This is a genomic window from Streptomyces phaeolivaceus, from assembly GCF_009184865.1.
Classification (GTDB): Bacteria; Actinomycetota; Actinomycetes; order Streptomycetales; family Streptomycetaceae; genus Streptomyces; species Streptomyces phaeolivaceus.
On record NZ_CP045096.1, the window covers coordinates 10,080,581 to 10,102,627 of the forward strand.

Genomic DNA, 22,047 nt, shown 5'->3' on the forward strand with positions numbered 1-22,047 from the left:
CGGTCAGCTCTCCCGGTTCCCGGTACGGCGCAGCACCACGACCTCCCACTCGCAGCCCAGGACGAGTTGGTGATCGCGCAGGAGCAGGGCGGGCACCGTTCCCGGTACCCCGATGTTCTCCCGCAGCCGGCCCGACGCGAGGTCCCAGACGCGCAGGGCGCAGTCGTCGGCGGCGACCACCACCGGTACTCCGAGGACGACTCCGCAGGCCACGGCGTTGACACCGCCCATGACCTCCAGCGGATCCAACAGCGCGGCGCCGCTCGCCAGGTCCCACACACGTACGGTGCCGTCCTGCCCACCGGTGACCGCGACCGCGGTGCCGTCGTCGAGCACCGTGCAGGCCAGTGCCGTCGCCCATCCGTCGTGTGCCGCGACCTGAGCCCGCGTGGCCAGGCCGGTCCGCAGGTCCCAGGTCCGCAGGGCGCCGTCGTCACCGCAGGAGACAGCGGTGGGTCTGCCCTCCACGTCCACGCGGGCCACGGCGTTGATGCCGCCGTCATGCCCGGCGAACGGCAGTCCGCGCCTCTCGCCCGACGCCGCGTCCCAGCAGAGCAGCAGCCCGTCGGCTCCCCCCGACAACAGGACGACGCGGCCGTCGAGGTCGGTGGCCGTGAGCGCGTGCACGGGGCCGGTGCCGGTGGTGACGGGGGTGCCGTACGGTGTGCCGTCGGCGACGTCCAGGAGGTGGATACGTCCGTCGGCTGCCCCCGCCGCGAGGACCGGGCGGCCGTCCAGAACGGCGGTGGTGAGGGCGTGCACGGGCGCGTCGCCCGCAGCGATGGGGGTGCTGCCGTACGGGGTTCCGTCGGTGAGGTGCCAGCGGTGGATGTGGCCGTCCGCACCCGCCGAGGCGAGCAGGACGCGGTCGGGGAGCGTGGCGATCGAGAGGGCGGTGACCCAGGAGGTGTGTCCGACCGGGGTGCTGGGACGCTGACGTTCCCACGGCACGTTCCACACCCGTAGCACCGGATCCGTGCCCGCGGAGATGACGACCGGCGGGTCGGACTTCGGGTGGGCGAGAGCGGTCACCGCGCCCATGTGGCCGACGAAGCGGTTGACCTCCGACAGCAGGCGGTTGTCCCCCTCCGGGTCCCAGCTGCGGATCGTTCCGTCGCTGCCGCCGCTCAGGATTCGGACGCCCTCCTCGCCGGTGACGCGGGTCAGCGCGTAGACATGGCGGTCGTGCGGTGCGGCCGACCGCGCGGTCAGCTCGTGGGTGCGGGCGTTCCACAGCCGTATGTGCCCGTCCTCTCCGGCGGTCACGATCTGTTCCGATCCCCGGGCCGTGAGGACGATGAGGGCTCTGACCGGTGACGGGTGGCGGATTCCGGGGCCCTGTTCCTCCTCGGTGACGAGCGACCAGAAGCGGATCCGGTCCGTGTCGTCCGCCGTGATCGCGAGGGCCTTGCCGTTCTCGTCCGTCGTCTGCGCGAGCGCGGTGATCCGGCCCTGACCGCGGGGCAGCCGCAACGGACTCACCGGTTCGTCGCCGTGGAGGTCCCACAGCAGCAGCCGGCCCGACTCGTCCGCGGTCAGCGCGCTCGGACTGCCCACCACCTCGCCGCACGCGAGCGCCCGCACCGTGGTGGTGTGCCCCTCCAACGACAGGCTCCGGGGCGTCAGGTCGGGCAGATCCCACAGCGCCAGCGCACCCCCACTGCCCGCACCCAGCAGGACCGGCGCCCCCTCGACCTCCGTACAGACGAGAGCCTGTACCTCCCCGAACCGGGGGTCCGCCGACGCCCGCTGTCGCCCCGTGCCGGTGTCCCACACGCGGATCCTGCCGTTCCTGCTCCCCGTGACGACGAACGGTGTGTCGCCTACCGTGGTCGCCGCCAGGGCGGTCACCCGGTTGTCCGGCACCTGGAGGGTGAACGCGTGGGCCGCGCTGATCCGGCCTCCCGTCGCCCAGGACGGACGCCAGAGCATGAGGGACCCGGTGCCCGGGGCGGGATCGGCGAGCCGGTCGGCGAAGGTGCGGGCCTCGTGCCGGACCGCGTCGAGCGCCAGGATGTGGCGCCGCTGCCCGGCTTCCACCCGGCGGTGCAGATGAACGCTCGTCCGGTAGACGGCTGCCGCACTGTGCGCCGGCTCGGAGACGGCGTGCCGCAGTTCGGGCACGAGCCAGTCGGGGTCGGCGTGCACCAGGAACTCGGGGTCGCCGCACAACTCGTCGAACCGGCCGGCGTCCACCGCGTGCTGGGCCAGGTGGCGAAGCTGATAACTGTGCGGCACACCCCATGACGGGCGGTCGTCCGGGCCCGATCGCAAGGCCCCGACCAGTGCCTCGTAGACCAGAATCTCGGGAGTGTCGGACAACTGCGGCCCCACGGGGACGGGATGTCGGCGCAGCTCGTCCGCGACACTCTTGTGCAGCAACCCGTACAGCATCGTGCCCCGGTCCGGCACCGAGCGCAGGAACGCCCTTACGTCGTCCAGGAGTTGTCCCACCGTGGTGTCGTCCACCCGCACGGTGGTGGGCGCGAACGCCCGTGCCACGGCGGTCACCGCGGACACCGGCATACCGTCGCCCTGCGCGAACGAGAGGGCCGCGAGCACCGGACGCAGCAACTGATGGGTGTGGTCCTGACCGAAACTCAGGTCGAGGAGGCCGGGGAGAGTCTGGGGTACCTCGGCGCCGAGCTCCCGCGCCGTGGCCGCGTCCGCGAGCCGGGGGCGCACGGAGTCCTGGAGTACGTACGACGCGTACAGCGCCACCATGAGGTAGGGGCCGGTCGCGGTGCCGGCGATCGCCTTGGCCGTGGCGGCGGCGAAGGCGGTCACCGCTTCCTGGGCGGGAGTGTCCGCCATGGTGTCGCCGAGCGCGACGGAGAGAAGCTTGACGATGTACTCCCGCAGGTCCTTCTCAAGGTCCTCGGGTCGGGTGGCGTCCAGGTCGACCAGGACCCCCGAGGTCGCGGCCGAGTCCACGAGCGTGGTGAACGGCTCCTCGTGACGGGCGCCCAGCAGGAGCCGGCACACGGGTCTGCCGTCGGGTCTGACGGCCGTGCCGAGCGGCTGGAGCAGCGTCGTCACGGCCTCGTGCGGGTACCGCATCTCGTCGAGTGCGTCGATGATCACCACGGGAGGCGGGCCCGTCAGCCGGCGGAGCGCGTCGATCAGCGCCTCCACGGTCCAGTCGGCGGGTGCCTCTCCGTTCGGTGCCGCCGGTCTCAGGCCCAGTTGCCGGACCAGGGCGTCGACGATCTCCCTCAGCGTGCGCTGCCGGGCGTGCACGGCGGCCGGTGGAGCGCTCACCGTCACGGACCGGCCCAGGGGCTCCCACAGCGGCCTCGTCCGTGCCCGCAGCTCCGGATGGGCGGCACAGAGCAGGACCCCGATGAGCGCCGACTTGCCGGCTCCCGGGCTGCCCGTGACCACACAGATCCGCGAGGCGCTCTCGTCCTCCAACCATTCGGCCAGGTGAGCTGTCTCCGCCGCACGGCCGGTGAACAGGCCTTCGCCGTCCTCGGCCCGGGACACCTCGGGGAAGCCCGCCCCGCCGCGGGCGTGGCGGGCGAAGTGGGGCAGGCCGACGACCTCGTCCAGGAACGCGCCCAGCTCATGGCCCAGTTCGGCCCCGATCTCGCTGCGGACGCGGTTGCGCCGACTGGAGTCATGGCACGGGTTGGGCAGGAAGGGAAGGTCGGGAGCGGCCCTGTCGACCGCGACGGCGGTGACCCGTTGGCGCAGACCGCCGGAGGCTTCGGCAAGTTGATCCACCCGTGCCTGGACCTCGCCGACGAACCAGTAGTAGTCGATGAAGGGCCGAGCGTCGTCGTACTGGATCCGCTTCTCCGCGATGTCGGTCAGCACGTCGGCGACCGCCCTGGTGAACCGTCCGTCCAGGGCGACCTGTGCCTCGCCCGACGCCGCCACCACCCAGGCACGGTTCGAACCGTCCAGGGAACGCAACTGCCAGTCCTGCCGGGCGGCCTTTCCCGCGTGGCACAGGTCGAGGAGGAAGAGCACGGCCGGACGGCCCGGGAAGTCCTCGATCGCCGCCAGCCACGCGTCCACCGAGGTCTCCGGCAGATACGCGCTGTCCGATCCGAGAACGTACAGCCCGGTGGCGCGGGGCAGTCCGTGACTGAGTACGTGCACGATCAACACGTCGTCGCCGGAGGACTCCATGAGCGCCTCGCGCATCGCGGCCCCGAGCACTGCCGCCGTCGGCCCGGGATCGTTGGCCGCGCCGGTGGCGGTGCCGGTGGTCTCGGTGCCCAGGGTGGTGAGGGTGGTGCAGTCGTAGCCGAAGGCCTCGTGTTCGAGGGCTTCCTTCAGGGCCGTCACATGGTCGAGGGCGAAGGGAAAGGCATCGGGTTCGTCCTCGTCCTCGCTCCCGAAATCGGGATGGGGCGCGAATGCGGAGACACCGATGCTCAGGGCCCGGCGGCGCCGGGCGGGCGTGGGCGGTTCCCCCGTGGTGGCTGTCACGTCGCGCCCGGCTCCTGCCGCGACCAGCCCACGGGGTCGGCGCGAAGCGCCGCCGCGTCCTCCCCGGCACCGCACTCCTCGAACAGGTCCGCGAGCAGCGCCACCAGCGCCTGCACACCGGGATGCCCGGCATCGGCGGTGGCGGCCAACCGCCGCAGAGCGAGCGTCCCCAGCGCCCGGCAGCCCGTCGTGTCGCCGCAGGCACGCAGGTACCGCAGTTGGCCCAGTACGAGTTCGCGGACGTAGGCATCGGTGTCGCCGAGGGCACCCACCGGGTCCAGATGCCGGGTCAGCGCGCCGAATCGGGACCACAGCGCGGGGACGTCCGGCGCGTCGCGGCCGTAGTCCTCGACCATCCGGGCGCGCACCGCCCTGCGGGCCTCGGCCAACTCCTCTTCGGAGAACCGCTCCTGGCAGGCGCGCCGGACGACAGGGTGGACGAAGACGTACTCACCGCCCGGCTCACCGCCCCGCAGCAGGGCGAGGCGGCGCAACGCGGTGAGCCCCGGATCGAAGGCCTGCCCCGACTTGTTCGGCGATCGGCCGACCAGAAGTGTCAGGGGCACGGGGCCGGCGGCGAGGACGGCCAGCCGGTGCAGGAGGTCCCGGGCGGACGGTTCCGTACGCAGGACATGGTCGAGGGAGATCCGGCACGCTTCGACCGCATGGTCGGACACCGCCTCCGACGTCGCCTCGGACGCCGCCGAGGAGCCGTCGCCCGGCCCGGCGCGCTCGGGACCGGCCTCGGGCAGCTCGCCGGTGACCGCCAGGAAGGTGGCCGCCAGCTCCAGCGCGAGGGGAGATCCGCCGAACCGCTCCGCAAGGTGCCGGCCCTGCGGGGCCGTCACCTCCGTGGCGTGCAGCCGAGCCAGCGGGAAGGCCTTGCGGCGCCTCAGCGCGGGCACGCGGTGGACGGCGAACCCCTCGGGCCAGTCCGCGGCCGACGAGGTGATCAGCGTCGAGCGGCGGCCGGCGGGCAGATCCGGCAGTACCTCTCCGGCCGCCGCGCCGTCCACGATCACCAGCCAGGACGGTTCGGTACCCTGCCGGCTCCGCCGCGCCAGTTCGTCGGCGAGGCGGGCCCGCTCGGCGCCGCCGACGGTGGGCGACCCCGCGGACAGCCACAGAACGAAGTCGAACGCCGAGCCGAGGGTGTACGCGTACTCCACCGCGACAGCCGTGGCACCTCCGCCCTCCGGCGAATACAGGACCTGGGGCGCCGTCCCACCGCTCGTCAGCGCCCGGTGCAACTCGTCCAGCAGCCGCTCACGGTCCAGCAGTTCGGCCGTCCGCGGCGGCACAGCGCCCCACACCTCGTGGGCGTCCGCTGCCGCGTCGGTCGTCACGTCGGGCATCCGGGGCCGTTCCAGACTTCGCGCGACCGTCTCGTACTTCGCGTCGAGCCGGCGCAGCACATGCGCGGACACCTCGGCGAACGGCCGGTGTCTGCGCAGCTCCGCGACCGCGGTGTCGTCGTTGCGCAGCAGCGCGGCGAACTCGACCCGAGAGCCGTGCGCGGTTTCGAGGTACTCGGTGACGTACCGCAGGATCTGCCGTGCGGCCTTGCCGCGGAGCGCGCCGAGGAGTTCCGCGCGTACCCCCGGGCGGAAGTCGAAGACGATGTCGTCACCGCGTGCGCCGACGCTGTCCTCGGTGCGCTCCAGAAGGCCGCTGAGATAGATCTCGGCGAGCTGGGAGGGACGCGGGTCGTTCAGCATCCGATGCTGCACGATGCGCATCACGGGTGGACTCAGCGCCACGGCGGACAGGTACACGATCAGGTTGTAGGCCTCCGGGCTGGCGTCGTTCCTGAACCGCTGCACCAGTTCGGTGGGGGAGAGTTCCGTCGTGGCCGGGTCGTCCGGGAGCTCCGGCCGCTGCGGGGGCGATGACCCGACCAGGGTGACCAGGGAGTCGACGACCGACGACTCCCCGCTGGTGAGCGATGCCCACGGGCCGATCGAGTCGGGGTCCAGCAACAGCACGGGCACGGGCATGGGCGCACCGGGCTTCACGAGTCTGGTGTTGGCGGCGCCCGGACCGGGCGCACGCAAGGTGACCTTGTGCAGATTCAGCGGGCAGCGCTCCCACATCCTGCGGGGCAGGGGCTGCACGATGGCGACCGGACCGCTGCGTCCCCAGAGCCGGAGCAACTGCTCCAGCGTGCCGTCCGACCACGAGGGGCTGATGCAGTCCGAGACCACGAGCACCACCCGCCGTCCGGTCGGATCGACGAGTTCGCCGGGGCTGCTGTAGGCGGCCGACGTGGTCGACGCGCGGGCGGGGAGTCCACGCCGCAGGACGACCCCGAGCGAGCGGGACTCCTCCGACGGCAGAGACCACACCTGGACCGACCGGAAGGCGCCGGCGGTGTCCAGCAGGTCCCGGAATTCGCGTACCGCGCGGTCCCACACGGCCATGGACACACTGTCGTCGACGACCAGGGCGACATCGAGCCAGCGCACCGGAGCGGGGCGCAGCACCGGGAGCCAGAACCCGGTGTCGGCGATGCGCTCCACGGTGGCCTCCTCGTCCAACTGCAGCTCGGGCCCGGGGAAGGCACGGCCTCCCAGGGGGCGCAGTGCCCTGCGTAACGCGAGCACATCGCGCAGTGCGGGCGTCGTCGGCAGCCGGACCGGCGTCGCGTTCCCGACCGCGTCCTGCCCGCCGGGCAGGGCCAGGCGCGCCGACGCGGAGAGCACGTCCCGGGGAACGTCCGCGTACAGCTGGACGGGCTCCGAGTGCGGTGGGTCCGCCCCCGGTGGCCTGGTACGGCCCGCCGGCGGCCCGCAATCCAGCGGGGACCGGGCGTCCGGGACCGGTGGCTGTTCCCCGAGCCGGGCACCGGGGCGGCCGTTCGACTCCCGGGAGAGGCGCTCCGCCAGCCACAGGACATCGGCCAGTTCCTGCCAGGTCGGCTGATCCTCGACGTCGGCCAGGAGTCTGGTGATGAGATCGTCGGTCATCAGAACCCTGGATCCAGACGCCTCATGACGGTGCGCAGCACGCCGTCTCCCTCTCGGGTCTCGCGGAGGCCGTCATCGGTTCCGCCACTGAGCAGCAGATAGACCGCGTTGAGAAGTTGATCGGTGGCGAGGGCCTCCGTGGGCCTGCGCCGGACGAACTCCTCGATCAGCGCCGCCCCTCGCTCCACGGCCTCCCGCCCGAGATGCGCCTCGACGATACGGACGAGAAGGTCGAGGCCCGGTTCGGGAAGGTCGAGACGCAGACAGCGGCGCAGGAACGCCGGAGGGAACTCCCGCTCGCCGTTGCTGGTCAGCACCGTGAAGGGGAACGCGTCGGCGCACACGCGTCCTTGGTGGACGCGCACTCTCTCGCGTGGACTGTCGTACACCTGCACATGGGCCTCAGGATGGTCGAGGCGGGCGAGTTCGGGAATGACGAACTCGCCCTCTTCGAAGATGTTCAGGAGGTCGTTGGGCAGATCCGGGTCGCTCTTGTCGATCTCGTCGATCAGCAGCACCCGCGGCACCCCGCCGGGCAGCAGCGCGGTGCCGAGCGGGCCGAGCTGCAGATATCTGCCGATGCCCTGGCCATGACGGTCGAAGTAGGCCGAGTCTTCTGCGGGCACCACCGGGTCCGCACTCAGGTTGGCGTCCTGGAGGCGGCCCAGCGCGTCGTAGGCGTACAGGCCGTCGCGCAGGGTGGAGCGGCTGGTGATCGGCCAGTTCAGCACACGGCCCAGCCGCAGCTCGTGGGCGACGTGGTACGCGAGGCTGGACTTGCCCGAGCCCGGTGGACCGGTGACGAGCAGGGGGCGCCGCAGGTACAGCGCGGCGTTGACGACGTCCACGATCTCCGGTGTGACCTGGTAGACGGCGCCGCGCAGCCGGGTGTCCGGCGCCGGGCGACCGTACGGCCATTCGGCCGCTGAGGGGGCGCGCCACGGCGGCGGCGGCGGCAGCTTCTCGATGCCGTCGTGCGGTACTCCCGTGCCTCGGTAGACGTGCCATGCGTGCGACACCAGCGATGCCTGCCCTTCGTTCATGAGGTCTCACAGAGGTGCGTGGAACCCTCCGGCCTGAACCGGGGAGTGTTCCGGGTCGTCCCACAGCAGAGCGAGGTCGGCGAACCGGCGCGCGTCTTCCAGCCCCGCGCTTCGTCTGCGGAAGTCCAAAATGGTGTGCGGAAGTCTGGCGCGTCCCCCCTCGTCGGCCAGTTCGGGAGCCAGCCTCTCCTTGAAGTAGCGAGTGCTCCGAGATCCCCCTCCGCGATCCCACAGCATGATGGGCACACCTGCCTCCAGGGCGGCCTCCAGGTGTTCCTGGAGGGTGTCCCCTCGGTCTTCCCAGGCTGCCGTCCCAGCGACGAGCACGGTGAGAGCCGGCATCATCCGCGGCACCAGGTCGTGTCGACCCGAGGCCGGGTGTTCCGCGTCGAGCAGGAGGGACGACGAGGCGTCCAGGTGTTCGTGCCGCAGTCGCCGCCACTTGGCCTCCCACAACCGGCGGACATCGGGATCGCGTTGGCGGTCCTGGTCCCGTACGACGACGGGATACAGACATCCCAACGGCTGCTCCGGGCCGTCGGCGGACTCCGACACCTGCCATTGCTCCACGGGCAGGTTGATCAGTTCGCGGGGCAGCATGAACTCGATACGGCTCGGCCCGTCACGGTCGTACTCGCGCGCGGTGACGAGGAAGTCGTCGATCCTGGCCGAGATCTGGTCGAGGCGCTGCGGCTCGTCCTCATGGACGAGAGGCATCCACTGCCGGCCCCCGTGGCCGAGCCACACCGAGAGCAGATACTCCGGACGCCTCGGCAGAAAGGGCTGGAGACGAAGGACCAGGGTCACGCTCTCCCGTGGCCCGGGGCGGTCGGGGACGGTGGGGCCGGTCAGCCGAACGGCGGGGACGCCGAGGCGTTCGGCGACCCGGCCCGCCCACTCCCGCAGGCGCCGGCGGTCGTGCGGTGCCGAACGATCGGCGAGTGCGAGAACGAAGCGCACGAGCGGGGGGACGTCCCTGGACGGACTGATGAGGTCCTCCAGCAGTTCCAGGGCGTGCCGAAGGTCGTCCGGCCGTTCCGGGACCAGCGGCGCCGCCCAGGCGTAGGCGCCGCGCCAACCGTCGTTCTCCCGCGGGTGAAGCATGCTCAGCAGCTCGTCGCGCTCGTCCCCGGTGAGCAGCGGGGGCGAGGCGAGCCGGGGCGTCAGCTCACGGAAGCGCAGCGTCTCGGCGATGTCTCCGTGGAAGTCGCGCAGCAGGTCCACGAGTACGGGCATCACGTCGGGCCGTCGTGCGCACTGGCGGATCAGGGAGCGCGCCTGCTGGAGGGGATCGCCCCCGACCTCGATCTGTTCGCCGGTCTCCGCCGCCAGTTCCTCCAGGAGAACCTGGCGCGTCCGCTCGTCCCGGAAACCGTCGAGACGCAGCAGGATCCGGGTCAGCTCGTCCAGGACCGCATCCGGGCCCTTCAAGCGCGCGCCACGGTCGAGCCGTCTGACGACATCGCGCCTCCATGAGGTCCGTATGCGGTGCGGTGAGGGTCCGAGATGGTCAAGTGCAGGCACATGGTACGAAGTTGCGGAGCCGTGTACCTGCAACTTTGCTCGAATGCCGACGAATCCCGAATCGGCGGCGGCGCCGTCCTCGGCAGGAGCGGCGGCGGTCCCCGTCGGCCAGCTGCGAACGTACATTCGTATTGCAACCGGAGTACGGCCTCTTTGTTGCTCATATATGCTTTATTTCCGGCCAGTTGGGGTAAGCGCTGTCCTGTGTGACCTTGATACCACCTTGTGGCATCAGCATCGGGGGTGCTGTGTGACGGGTGAGGAGACCATCGAGGACCTCCTGCTGCACGTCGTCGCGCAGATCAGCTGCGGCGAATCCGAGGGCTCCGGTTTCTTCATCGGTCCCGGCACCCTGCTGACCTGCGCACACGTCGTTCCGGAGGACGACTGCACCGTGCGGTGGCAGGGCGAGTCACGCCCTGCCAGGGTGCACCGGCGATTCCCGGACGACGGAGATGCCGAGTTCCCTGCCGGCGATCGACCAGATGCTGGTCACCGTGCGCTGACCGCCTGCATGCCGGGCAGGTCGCTCTGCATCGCGGTGCCATCTATCTCGAACATCCGCACTTCGTGGTCGCCACGCCGACCGAATGAACCCGCGCGAGGACGCCATCACCGTCCAGACCCGCAGCGGCTCGCGGCGGGCCTGGTTCCGCTAGGAGTCGGTCATGGACTACGACCGCAGCCTGGACCCCGGCGCCGGCGACGGGGAGCTGTCGACCCCGGCCGCTGACGTCGCTTTCGCCGCCGGCCAGGTCCTCTTCAGCGGCCCGAGCGACTCCGACCGTGCCGTGGCCTACCTGCCAACTATGTGTCCGCCACGTGGAACAAGCAGGACATTCCGCTCCGCGAACACGCTCAGTCCGTCGCCCGCGACCTGCTCCGCTCCCTGACCCGGAGGGGTACTGGTCCCTCATCCACGGCAGGTGTCTGGTGTGCTGCCGGTGGTAGCCGCACGTCCGGCAGCGGGACCGCGCGATGCGTTGCGGTGTGAAGGTGTGCGCCGGGTCGAGCCACTGGCCCTGGCCTGGACGTGATCAGCCCGGTGGCACCCGCAGTCCGGGAACGCGCAGATCCAGTAGCCGGCGGGCTGTACGGGACCCCCACGGAACCAGTGCACTGTGATCAGCGGCGGCCGGGTGGAGCGCACGGTCAGATCCGCCAGGAGCGGATGCGGTCGGCCGTGTCGTACCCGTCGGCGCGGTCGGCGTCGATGTCGCGGGCGAGGTCGATCAGCGCGCCGTACGGCGGGTCGACGGTCTCGCCGGCGCCGTCCATGTAGGCGACGACGATCGCGGCGGCGTACAGGGCGTTGCGGGCCGGGAGGGGGCGCAGCCGGATCACGGCGTGCATCAGGGCTGCCGCGCGCCAGGCGTTGTCGACCCTGGCGCCGACCTGCGGGGTGTTGACGCGGTGGCGGGCGACGGCGGCCACGAGGTTGGAGAAGTCGTGGACCTCGGGCTGCTTGGGCAGTACTTCCGCCTGGCGTTCCAGCAGCCAGCGGATGTCGATGTGGAGCTCCACCTCAGGCAGCCCGCCCCTGGCGCCCGGCAGCGTCCGGGCGGGCGGGCGCGTCGTCGGGGAAGGCCGCGTCGAACGCGTCCGCGTTGTCGGCGACGAACTGGCGGAAGACCTCCGCGGCGTCCTCGAGACGGGGGTCGCGGACCGCGTTGCGCGCGGCCTCGGTGATGAGCGCGGTCACCGTGGTGCCCTCTGTCTCGGCACGCTCCTGCAGCTGGGCGTGGAGTTCCTCGGGGACCCGGATCGTCACTGACTTCGACATACCCCTGACTGTACAGCAGGGCGTACAGCATAGGAGGCGGATCCGACAGAGACCGACCCGGGAGGGCGGCTCGCGGCAGACGGCCGCGCGGGTTCGGCGACGCCGTCGTAGGCGTAGGCGTGGCCGTGGCCGTGGCCGTGCTCGCCCATGCCTCCGTCGTCCTCCGCGGCGGCGGGCCGGACCAGGGGCGGGCCGAAGCATGGCCCGCGAGCTCCGCCTCACGGGCTCATCCGCCGGTCAGTCGGTAGGTCGGTAGGTCGGGGCTCGGCTGCCGTGGGCCGGGCCCCGAGCGTGTGCTGTGGTCAGAGGCCCTGGGTGAGGAAGGTGGCGTCGGGGACCTGGACGGTTTCGGGGGCGGTGCGGGGGAGGAGGCCGAGGATCTGGGCGGCGACGTACTGGGCGGACATCATGGCTCCTTCCTGCCAGCCGGGCAGGGGGGACGCCTGGTCGCCGACGACGTAGAAGCGGCCGTCGCCTTCGGGCTGGAGGAGCTGCTTGTAGGCGACCTGGTGGCCGGGGTCGGCCGGGTCCCAGTCGGCCCAGCCGCCGAGCTGGTGGGGCACCTTGTGCCAGGCGATGGTGACGCCCAGGTCCTGGGGCACGGTGGTCTTCTCCAGGAACTCGCGGTGCAGCTGAGCCGCGCCGTCCCGGGCCAGGCGCAGCCGGTCGCCCGGCGCGAGCTTGCCCATCTCCTCGGCGTGGTCGCCGAAGTTGTAGGCCCCGGTGAGGGTGCCTGTCTTGGAGAAGTAGTCGTTGGAGGGGTACCAGAACTGGGTGATGGGATGGTCGGTCCAGCTGATGCCGCCGTAGATCTGGTTGTGGTCGTTCTCCCAGAACCGGCGGTTGGCCTGCCAGCCGACCTTGCAGGTCGGCGCGAAGTCCACCGCTCCCACGGCGTTGCGGAACTCTGGGGAGAAGCCGCTCAGTGTGAGCCGCTTGAGCACTGGGAGCGGGATGTTGCTCACGCAGTAGTCGGCCGACGCCGTCAGCTCCTGGCCCCCCGAGCGGTAGGTGACAGTGACGCCGTCGCCCGTCAGATCGACCGTCGTGACCTCGGCCTTGAGCTCGACGGTCACGTCGTACTCGGCGGTGATCCGCTCGGTGAGAGCGTGGACGATCTTGTCCATGCCGCCGACCGGCTGGAACATCGTGGCCTGCCACAGATAGTCCACAGGCTGGTAGAAGCGGTGCTTCCAGAACTCCGACGCGACCAGGTCGGCCAGGGCCAGCGGGGGCGCGGGCCGGGGAAACTCCTGGACCTCCAGGGGCTCGGCGTAGCCGGAGCGGGTGGAGCCGTGGTACTCGCCCTCCTCGTCCAGGTCGCCGAACTTGCGCAGCAGGTCCCGCAGCAGACCGGTGAACTCGTCTCCGTCGGTCAGGGTGGCGGACAGGAGCGCGGCGAGGTGGCCGCGGGTGTCGTTGGCGATCCGCCGGTTGCGCCAGGGGCGGCCGGGCGGGGTGTGGCCCGCGCGGTGCACGGCGTTCGCCGTGGTCTCCATGATGTACGGCTCCAGCGCCACTCCGAGGTCGGTGCAGTACTTCAGGACGCGGCGGTGGTGGTACGGGATGCGGCCGGGGCCGAGGTTGAGGTAGAGGCCCTTGTCGAAGGCGCAGGTGTGGGTCAGGACCGGGCTGTCACCCTCGCCGTTGAGTTCGTGCAGCTTGTCGCCCTTGCGGGCGGTGCGGTTGCGACCGCCGGTACGGGTCTGGGGCTCCAGGACCGTGCACCGGTAGCCGAGCCTGCCCAGTTCGTAGGCGGCGGTCAGCCCGCCGACCCCCGCGCCGAGGATCAGCACCGACTTCTCCTCGCCGGCTGCCGCGCGTGGTGCGGCGGCGAAGTCCGGCGCGGAGCCTTCGCCGGAACTCAGCGGACCGGCGAGGCCGGACATGGCTTGGTAGAGCGCCTGTGCGGACGGATCAGCCGGCGTGCGTGTGGTCATGGATCACCTTTCGGGTCGGGCGCAAGGGTGCCGCTCCCGGTTCGTCCGGCTCCTGTTGGCCCGCGCGGGGCCGAAGCCCCGAGTGACCGGCCGCGAGATGGCCCCGAAGAGCACGAGACCCGGCCGTGGAGTGCCGCGCGAAGTACGAGTACGGTCTGCGCCAGGGTCCTTCCCGATCCACCAGGAGCGGACGCCGACCGTCCGGGCGAGCGCACGAGACAGAAGCTGACACACAACTGGCGTACGCCCGCGCCCTTCGGTCCGTGTCGGACAACCCTCGAACGAAGCAGCGGTCCAACATCACTGGCAAGCGATCCAGGTTCGGTGGCAGAGGGCAGAGGGCAGAGGGCAGAGGGCAGAGGACGCGGCAAGCCGCGATGGGGCTGCCGGGAATGAGACCCCTGCGGCGCATGGCCCTGGGCGGCGCGGCCACGGCACCGGGCGGTGCAGAATTTGCGCGGACGACGGGTGGACTCGGGCAGCCGCCGGACGCGACTGGGGCCCTGGGAGCGGCGGTTCGCCGGAGGTACCCGGTTTTAGCCGCAGCTCTCGACCTGGAGTGAGTACCGGTTGGGCCCGTGGATGACGGTGCGGCGCAGGATCTGGGCACGGATGAGCCGGACGGTCGGCGGGATCGGGACGCGGACAGCTTCGCGACTCCAGCGGAGCCACAGGGCGTGATCGCCGAGTTCGGCGGCCTTGGTGAGCTTTTCGAGGGACAGGAGCTTGCTGCTTCGGTCGATCTCGATGCTGATGAGCCGGCCTTTGCCGGAACGGTGCTTGAGCTGGAGATCGAGCCGCCGGGGGCGCGGTTGCTCTGGCTCTGCCGGAAGCCAGACCTCCCGCTGGGCGTTGTAGCCAAGGCTGTCGGCCCACTGAGCAGTCGAATCGGTCAGGAACCTGGTCACCTGGTGCGCGGTCAGGTCGGTGAAGTGCCGGCTGTTGAGCCAGGTCCGTAAGGAGTGGGCGGCGGCATCCAGCCCTGTGTTCGGCATGGCGCGAGTATCCAGGGCGGCACTGACACCGCTACCAGCGCCCGCCCCGGTAAGGAGCGCCTTCGGGAAGGCCGCCTAACTTCGAACGAGTCGATTGGCCCTACCTGAGCGAGCATCGAGTGGGGTGTCGAACGCTGGTTCAACCGCCCGCGATCGTAAGCGGGTTGCTGTCGTGCTCCGCCGTGCGCTTCCGCCCTGTCGGCGACGCCGTCGAGCGGCCGATCCGGGCCGCCGCCTCAGCCGAGCAGGGCTGGCGGGACGGCATCCTGCCCAATCGCTGGCTGCTGGCTGCTGATCGAGTGGCCGAAGAGGCCCAAGCTCCCCCCGGCTGCTGGCCGTCCAACTTGCCGGCCTACCGGCTCCGCTCGGACTCGCGCTGCTGGTAGTCGCGCGGAGACAGTCCGTGGAAGCGGGAGAAGGCGGCGCTGAACGTGGGTAGGTGGGCGTACCCGATCCGGCGCGCGACGGCGCTGGGCGGGGCGCCCCCGGAGAGCAGGTCGCGAGCGATGCGCATGCGGGCGGCGTAGCGCCAGCGACCCAGTGTCATACCTGTCTCGTCACGGAAGGCACGGTGGATCTCAGCGTCGGCACCAACACCGTGCGTCCCGCCAGGCTCGCTGATGAGACGCAGGCACTCCATCGCGACGGCCCGCGCGCGCGGATGCGTGGGCATGGGCACCGACAGCGCTCGCTGCGCGGCAACCTGTTCCGCGAACAGGTCGAGGATGTGGCGGGGGTTGTGGTCGTCAGGACGCAGCCCGGACCGGGCGCTGATCGAGCAGAACATCAAGTAGTCGTCCCACGCGGGCGAGAACCGCACCTGCAGCGGCTCTGTCAGTTGGAGGTCGCCGGTGCTCGCGTTGCCCAGCGGCAGGGAGACGGAGTTCTCGCGGAGGCCGGTGACATGCTCCATTCCTGCGGGGATCCAGGTCGCCACCCCTCGCTCCCGCTCGTAGCGTCGGTCGCCGATGTCCAGGTATCCACTGCCTCGATACATCCAGCTGAGGACGTGGATGTCGTTGGTGTGCGACGGCGTGCTGGCCGCGGGCAGCATCTCGGGCGCGGCGGGCGTGTCCGTCCTGCGCATCATCCGGATCAGGTCGTCGGTCTGCCGTGCCGCCGCTGCCCGTTGCGTCAGCCCGCCGGCGCCGGGTCGGGCGGAGAGCTCCCGTCCGAACTCGTGAGGGGTGAGGCCGAACCGTCTCTTGAAGGCCCGCGTGAGGCCGTTGCGGCTGGCGAAGCCCACGCGAGCGGCCACCTGGTCCACGTCGTAACCGGCGGTGAGGAACTCCACGGCGGCGCCGAGTCGGCAGAGCAGCCGCCACTGCTCGAACGTGAGCCCGGTGTCGGCGAGGAAGTCACGGCGAAGGGTGCGCGCGCTGGAGAGCACCCGCGCGGCCCATTGCTCGACCGTGAGGTCGAGCGCGGGGTCGCGAAGCAGTTCCTCGGCGACTGCTCTGGCTCCGAGGGCTCGCGGCATCGCCGGCGGGGCGACCCCCTCTGAATCAGGACTTCGGCCGACCTCGACGGGTGCCGGCGAGCGCGAGTCAGGACGCCGAAGGAGCTCCTCGATCGCCTCGGGGGAGTATCCGCTGCGGCTGAAGGGAGTGACCTGCAGGTTGAAGAGCTGGATCAACCAGTCCTGCCAGCCACGGGGAACGTCGAACCGCGTCAGTTCCGACGGCCCCCAAGCGCCGACGTCGGCGTGGGGCCTCAGCGGAAAGGCGACGGTGCCTGGCTCAGTGATGATCGCCCGCTCCGACCGGCCGTCTGCGGGAATCCAGGCACCTTCGCCGGCCTTGAGGCGGAGCACCGGCCCGCCGTCGACGCGCACCCGCGCCACGCCCGTGCGAACCCAGAGCAGCAGCGGTCGAACGGGCGCATCCGCCGGACCCAACCGCGCGCTCGGAATCGGCGGCGGTTCGCCGGCGCCTGCGGCGAACGAGGAGGGAGCCATCACGTCCTAACCCTATGGCAGTTTGCGCACACCATTGAGGGTAAGGTTTGCCTAACTTTAGCAGTGCGCGCCCTCCCTATGCCGGTGTGCGACTCCTGCCTGCGCAGCGACCGGAAAGGCCAGTTCCCGCATGCCCAAGACCTCGCGCCGACTCACCGTACGCCGGCCGACCCTGCGTGAGGCCGAGGTGGTCAGGACCGTCGACATCACCCCGGGAATGCGTCGGGTCACGCTGAGCGGCCGACAGTTGCGTGCGTTCACCGCCGCGGACGGCTTCGCGCGGCCGGCCTTCGAGTCCCCGGGCTTCGACGACGACCTCACGTTCTACTTCCCGTACCCGGGCCGGCGCGATCCGGTGCTCCCGGTCCAGGGCGAGGCCAAGTTGATCGTGCCCAAGGGGCCTCGACCGCTGTCGAGGGCCTACACGGTCCGCCGGTGGGACCCCGAGGCCGGCGAGCTGGATGTGGACTTCGTCAAGCACGGGGTGGGCGCGGGAACGACGTGGGCCTCTCGCACGAAGCCGGGTGACCGGATCCACCTCAGCGGCCCGAGCACGTCCAAGGCGTTCCCGGTCGGCGCCGACTGGTTGCTCGTGGCGGGCGACGACACCGCGCTCCCCGCGATCGGCCGCCTGCTCGACGAGCTCCCGCCCGACACCCGTGCGCGGGTGTTCATCGAGGTCGCCGAGGACGCCCATCGCCAGGAGCTGCGCGAGCTGCCCGGGGTCGATGTGACGTGGCTGGTCCGCCACGGCGCGACGGACGGGACCGTGTCGCTGCTCACCGAGACGGTCCGCGGTGCCGAGTGGTGGTCGGGCCAGGTGTTCGTGTGGCTGGCCGGTGAGCACAAGGCCGTCCGGGACATCCGCCGGCACCTGGTCGAGGACCGTGGCGTGCCCAAGGAGGACATCGACTTCGCCGGCTACTGGCGTCGCTCCGAGGTCGCCGCTCTGGAGTCCGACGGGGCGGTGCCCGACCCGGAGAGGACGGTCACCCCGTTCCAGAAGCTCCACGACCTGACCGAGCTCGTCGCGCCCATCGCGATCCGCACCGCCGTCGAGCTGGGCGTTCCCGATCTGCTCTCCCGCGGCGTGACCGGCGTGACCGAGCTGGCCGCCAAGGTCGGCGCCGACGAGCGCGCGCTGGGCAAGCTGCTGCGTTATCTGCACACCCTGGACGTGGTGACCGAGACGGAACCGGGTCACTACGCGCTGACGCCGGTCGGCGACGTCCTCACTCTCGAGTTCATCGCCGACCGGCTGCACTCCGCCGGGGTGGTCGGTCGCGAGATGCTCGGGATCCACGGCCTCACGGAGTCGGTCCGCACCGGCCGGCCCGCCTATGCCTCGGTCACCGGCCGGACCTTCGCCGACGTGCGAGCCGAGCAGGACTACGAGGACCGTCACCTGGAGCGCCTGGCGAGGTTCCAGCCCGCACTGGCCGAACCGATCGCCCACTCCGGCCTGCTCGCCGGAGTCCGGCACCTGGTGCTCCACTCCGGTGGCGCCGGCGCCCACGCCCGTGAGTACGTCGCCGCCCACGAAAGCCTGCGCGTGACGATCTGCGCCCTGCCCGCCCAGGCCGACTGGCTGCGCCGCGACCTGCCCGCCACGATTCCCGACGAGCGGCAACGCGCGCGGGTCGGCGTGCTGGAGCAGTCCGTCTTCGAGCCCGGCCCGGCGGCCGACGCCGTACTGGTCAGCCGCGCCTTCAAGACCCTGCCCGACGCCGACGCCGCCCACGCACTGCGCCGGGCGGCGGAGAACCTTGTCCCCGGTGGACGGGTGCTGCTGATCGAGGAGGTCTTCGACACCGATGAGCTCGACGAGCACGACGGCGAGGCAGACCTGATCGGCCTGGTCTGCCACGGCTCCGGCCTGCGCACCCCGGCGGAGCTGGACGCCGTCATCGCCCGCGCCGGCCTCACGCGCAGGGCGGCGCACACCGTCGGCCTGGGCGCCACCGTCCATGAGCTCCACCGTCTATGAGCTCCAACTTCCGTGAGCTCCACCGCTCCACCGCGACTGAACCCGTTCACCCCGAGAAGAAGAGAACGCCCATGAGCAACACGTCCCTGATGAGACGCGGCGCAGCCCTTGCCGCCACGCTGCTGAGCGCGTCGCTCGTCCTCACCGCCTGCGGCGGTGACGGCGACGACACCGGAGACAAGGCTGCCGCGACCGGCGGCGACAAGGCCGCCGAGACCCGCAGCGTCAAGGCCGAGAACGGCACCGTCGAGATCCCCACCGACCCCAAGCGAATCGTCACGATCGGCAACACGAACCTCCCCTTCCTCGACCTGGGTGGCAAGCCGGTGGGTGTCACCGAGGTGTCCGAGTCCGAGCTCGACGTGCTGCCAAAGGACCAGAGGACCGCGTACGACGCGGCCGAGGTCATCGGCGACAGCGGTGGCGAGGTGGACCTCGAGAAGCTCGCCGCTCTCAAGCCGGACCTCATCCTGGTCCAGTTCTCCTCGGACGACTGGGACAAGGTCGGCAAGCAGCTTGAGGCGGTCGCCCCGACCGTGTCCTGGAGCCTCGACACCGAGTGGAAGGCCTTCGCCGACGCGATCGCGGAGGCAGGCGACACCGCGGAAGCGCTCAAGCAGCAGAAGGCGGAGTTCAAGGAGAAGGTCACCAAGATCCAGGAGACCTACAGCAAGATCATCAAGGGCACCTCGTTCGTCGATGTCTCCCGCGGGGACTGGAGCGATCCCGGAACGTTCTACATCGCGGACATCGGCTGCTCCGAGATCGCCCGGGACGACATCGGCCTGGACCTCCCCCAGGCGGCCGAGGGCAAGGACCCCCTGGCCTACGAGTCCCTGCCGTTCGAGCAGATCGGTGAGCTGTCCAAGTACGACGTGGTCACCTACCCCGTCGGCGAGGACGGCAAGCCGACAGAGCCCTTCAAGTCGGTGGTCGCGACCAACACCTGGAAGGCGCTGCCCGCCGTGAGTTCCGGTCGGGCGCTGGGGGTCTTCTGCCCCGGGAACAACTCCTACGGGCCCGTGAACCGGTACCTGGACTCGCTCGACAGCGCACTGGCGACCCTCCCCGGTAAGCAATGACGGCCCTCGCCCTTCGGCAGGACGGTCCGGGCACCAAGAAGGTGCCCGGACCGCGTCGTCGTCTGCTCGGCCTGGTCGTCGCGCTGGTGGTACTGGCGGTCCTGCTGGTGCTGAGTGTCATGATCGGATCGACGGCGATCCCGCCGTCGGTGGTGTGGGACGCGCTGTTCCACTCCTCGGCCCAGACCGACCAGTTCGCGATCCGTGACTTCCGGCTGCCGCGCACGATCGTGGGTCTGGTCGTCGGTGTTGCCCTCGGTCTGTCGGGTGCGTTGATCCAGGCGCTCACCCGTAATCCGCTGGCCGATCAGGGTGTCCTCGGTGTCGATGCCGGCGCTTCCTTCACGGTGACGGTCGCGGTGGGCCTGCTCGGTGTCGGCGATGTCCAGGGCTATATGTGGTTCGCGTTCGGGGGGGCGTTGATCGTCACGCTCCTGGTGCTCGCCCTCGGGTCGACGCGGCAGGGTTCCTCGCCGGTGGTCATGGTGCTCGCCGGGGTCTGCGTCGGCGCTGTGCTCGGCGGCGCCAGAGAGGCGCTCCAGTTGACCGACCCGGACGCCTTCGACGCGATGCGGAACTGGAACGCCGGGTCGATCGCGGGCCGCCCGCTGGACGTCGTGTGGCCGGTCGTGCCGTTCTTCGTGGTGGCGGTCGTGCTGGCCTTCGCGGTGTCGGGCTCGCTCAACGCTCTGGCGCTGGGCGACGAGCTGGCGGTCGCCCAGGGGGTCCGGCTGGCACGTACCCGGGTGCTCGCGGTGATCGCGCTCACCCTCCTCGCCGGCGGCGCCACCGCGATCGCCGGACCCATCGGATTCGTCGGCCTCATGGTGCCGCACGTGGCCCGTTGGATCGTCGGCCCGGACCAGCGCTGGATCTTCGCCTACAGCATCCTCCTCGCCCCGAGCCTGCTGCTGTTCTCCGACATCCTCGGCCGCGTCGTGATGAGACCCGGCGAGATCCCCGTCGGTATCGTCACCGCCTTCGTCGGCGCCCCCGTTCTCGTCGCGCTGGCGCGGCGGAAGAAATCGAGCGGACTATGAACACGCACATTCCGCCGGTGGACCTCGGCCGGCGGGTGCTGGTGCTGCGGCACCGGCGGATCGCGATACTGCTGCGGTGGCGCTCGGTCGTCGTCTGCGCGGTGCTCGCGGTCGCGATCGCCGTTACGGCGGTGCTCGCGCTGATGACCGGCTCGTACACGCTGGGCCCCGGGCAGGTGCTCTCCGCACTGACCGGCGGGGAGAGCGGCATCGTCCACGACATCGTGGTCGAGTGGCGGCTGCCCCGGGTGGCCGCGGCGGTGATGTTCGGCGCGGCCCTGGGGGTGAGCGGGGCGGTCTTCCAGTCACTGCTGCGCAACCCTCTCGCCGACCCCGGCATCATCGGGCTCTCCGAAGGCTCCTACACCGGCGCGCTGATCGTGATCCTGGTCGTCAACGGCACCTATGTGCAGCTGGTCGGCGGGGCGCTGCTGGGCGGGGCGGCCACCGCGGTGGCCGTGTACCTCCTCGCCCACCGGCGAGGGGTGCAGGGGTTCCGGCTGATCATCGTCGGTATCGGCGTCTCGGCGATGCTCGCGTCGCTCAACACCTGGCTGATCCTGAAGGCCGATCTGGACCAGGCGATGTCCGCGGCGGCGTGGCGTGCCGGGTCGTTGAACGGTGTGTCGTGGGACCGGGTCGTGGTCGGTGGTGCCTGTATCGCCGTACTCCTGCTGGTGGCCGGGGTGTTGAGCCGACCGATGCGGCAGTTGGAGCTGGGTGACGAGGCGGCGGCTTCGCAGGGGGTGCGGGTCTCGCCGGTACGCCTCGGCCTGATCCTGGTGGGAGTGGCGTTGACGGCGACGGTGACGGCCGCGTCGGGGCCGATCGCGTTCATCTCCCTGGTCGCCCCGCAGATCGGACGCCGGCTCGCGCGCACCGCCGGGATCACTCTCGCCCCCGCCGCCTTCGTCGGGGCGCTGTTGTGTCTGGTGTCGGACTATGTCGCCCAGCACGTCGCGCCCACGCCGTTGCCGGTCGGCATCATCACTGTCGTGCTCGGTGGCGGCTACCTCGGATACCTGCTGTTCACCGAAGCCAGGAGACGCCTGTGAGCGCGACCCCGTCCGGCGCCGCGCGGCTGTGTGTGGAGGCGGCGACGATCGGCTACGACGGGCGGGTCATCTCCGAGGATCTCTCGGTGGCGATCCCCGACGGGTCGTTCACGGTCATCGTCGGCCCGAACGCGTGCGGCAAGTCCACGCTGCTGCGCAGCCTGTCCCGGCTGCGGCAAGGACCGCCTGGCAGGGCACTTCGTCCACGCCCGCAACCCGGTCGGCCGCTACCAGC

The 22,047-nt window shown here is 71.1% G+C and carries 14 protein-coding genes and 1 pseudogene; 6 read left to right on the plus strand and 9 right to left on the minus strand.

Features of this window, described 5'->3' with window-relative positions:
• Positions 1 to 3: 3 nt before the first annotated feature.
• Genes F9278_RS45875 through F9278_RS45890 form a run of 4 tightly spaced genes read right to left on the minus strand, consistent with a single transcriptional unit; the run spans position 4 to position 9,880 of the window.
• Positions 4 to 4,440: an NACHT and WD repeat domain-containing protein gene (locus tag F9278_RS45875; RefSeq protein ID WP_152173584.1), complete on the minus strand. Its 4,437-nt coding sequence runs from the start codon at positions 4,438 to 4,440 to the stop codon at positions 4 to 6.
• Positions 4,437 to 7,406, minus strand: a complete 2,970-nt coding sequence (locus tag F9278_RS45880) for an SAV_2336 N-terminal domain-related protein (protein WP_152173585.1) — start codon at positions 7,404 to 7,406, stop codon at positions 4,437 to 4,439. The genes F9278_RS45875 and F9278_RS45880 overlap by 4 nt, the downstream gene beginning before the upstream one ends.
• Positions 7,406 to 8,449, minus strand: a complete 1,044-nt coding sequence (locus F9278_RS45885; RefSeq protein ID WP_152173586.1) for an AAA family ATPase — start codon at positions 8,447 to 8,449, stop codon at positions 7,406 to 7,408. Before F9278_RS45885 ends, F9278_RS45880 begins: the two co-directional genes overlap by 1 nt.
• A gap of 6 nt (positions 8,450 to 8,455) precedes the next feature.
• On the minus strand, positions 8,456 to 9,880 hold the full coding sequence (locus F9278_RS45890) for a VMAP-C domain-containing protein (protein WP_152173587.1): 1,425 nt from the start codon (positions 9,878 to 9,880) through the stop codon (positions 8,456 to 8,458).
• Positions 9,881 to 10,641: 761 nt separating this feature from the next.
• On the opposite strand from F9278_RS45890, the gene F9278_RS45895 reads away from it, so the two are divergent.
• A complete protein-coding gene (locus tag F9278_RS45895; protein WP_152173588.1) occupies positions 10,642 to 10,866 on the plus strand; it encodes a hypothetical protein in 225 nt (74 codons plus the stop codon).
• 259 nt (positions 10,867 to 11,125) lie between these two features.
• Here F9278_RS45895 and F9278_RS45900 read toward each other — a convergent pair whose 3' ends face one another.
• The 5 genes from F9278_RS45900 to F9278_RS45920 form a co-directional block, all read right to left on the minus strand.
• Positions 11,126 to 11,497 (minus strand): toxin Doc, encoded by a 372-nt coding sequence (locus F9278_RS45900; RefSeq protein ID WP_193241941.1) that lies wholly within the window; start codon positions 11,495 to 11,497, stop codon positions 11,126 to 11,128.
• 1 nt (position 11,498) lies between these two features.
• Positions 11,499 to 11,756: a YlcI/YnfO family protein gene (locus F9278_RS45905; RefSeq protein WP_152173590.1), complete on the minus strand. Its 258-nt coding sequence runs from the start codon at positions 11,754 to 11,756 to the stop codon at positions 11,499 to 11,501.
• A gap of 302 nt (positions 11,757 to 12,058) precedes the next feature.
• Entirely contained in the window at positions 12,059 to 13,696 is a 1,638-nt protein-coding gene (locus tag F9278_RS45910) for a flavin monoamine oxidase family protein (RefSeq protein ID WP_152173591.1), read from the minus strand.
• Positions 13,697 to 14,232: 536 nt separating this feature from the next.
• Positions 14,233 to 14,691 (minus strand): hypothetical protein, encoded by a 459-nt coding sequence (locus F9278_RS45915; protein WP_152173592.1) that lies wholly within the window; start codon positions 14,689 to 14,691, stop codon positions 14,233 to 14,235.
• Positions 14,692 to 15,043: 352 nt separating this feature from the next.
• The gene (locus F9278_RS45920) at positions 15,044 to 16,171 is read right to left on the minus strand and encodes a helix-turn-helix domain-containing protein (RefSeq protein ID WP_226967243.1); all 1,128 of its coding nucleotides are present in this window, start codon (positions 16,169 to 16,171) and stop codon (positions 15,044 to 15,046) included.
• Between the two features lie 607 nt (positions 16,172 to 16,778).
• Between F9278_RS45920 and F9278_RS45925 the strand changes: the two genes are divergently transcribed.
• From F9278_RS45925 to F9278_RS48995, 5 genes and pseudogenes are all read left to right on the plus strand, one after another.
• Positions 16,779 to 18,635 carry a siderophore-interacting protein gene (locus F9278_RS45925; RefSeq protein WP_152173593.1) on the plus strand — a complete coding sequence of 619 codons (1,857 nt, stop codon included), beginning with the start codon at positions 16,779 to 16,781 and terminating at the stop codon, positions 18,633 to 18,635.
• A gap of 71 nt (positions 18,636 to 18,706) precedes the next feature.
• Entirely contained in the window at positions 18,707 to 19,717 is a 1,011-nt protein-coding gene (locus F9278_RS45930) for an ABC transporter substrate-binding protein (protein ID WP_193241942.1), read from the plus strand.
• On the plus strand, positions 19,714 to 20,757 hold the full coding sequence (locus F9278_RS45935; RefSeq protein WP_193241943.1) for a FecCD family ABC transporter permease: 1,044 nt from the start codon (positions 19,714 to 19,716) through the stop codon (positions 20,755 to 20,757). Before F9278_RS45930 ends, F9278_RS45935 begins: the two co-directional genes overlap by 4 nt.
• Positions 20,754 to 21,812, plus strand: a complete 1,059-nt coding sequence (locus tag F9278_RS45940; RefSeq protein WP_152173594.1) for a FecCD family ABC transporter permease — start codon at positions 20,754 to 20,756, stop codon at positions 21,810 to 21,812. Before F9278_RS45935 ends, F9278_RS45940 begins: the two co-directional genes overlap by 4 nt.
• Positions 21,813 to 21,898: 86 nt before the next feature.
• A pseudogene (locus F9278_RS48995) lies at positions 21,899 to 21,952 on the plus strand (hypothetical protein); the annotation flags it as partial.
• Between the last annotated feature and the right edge of the window lie 95 nt (positions 21,953 to 22,047).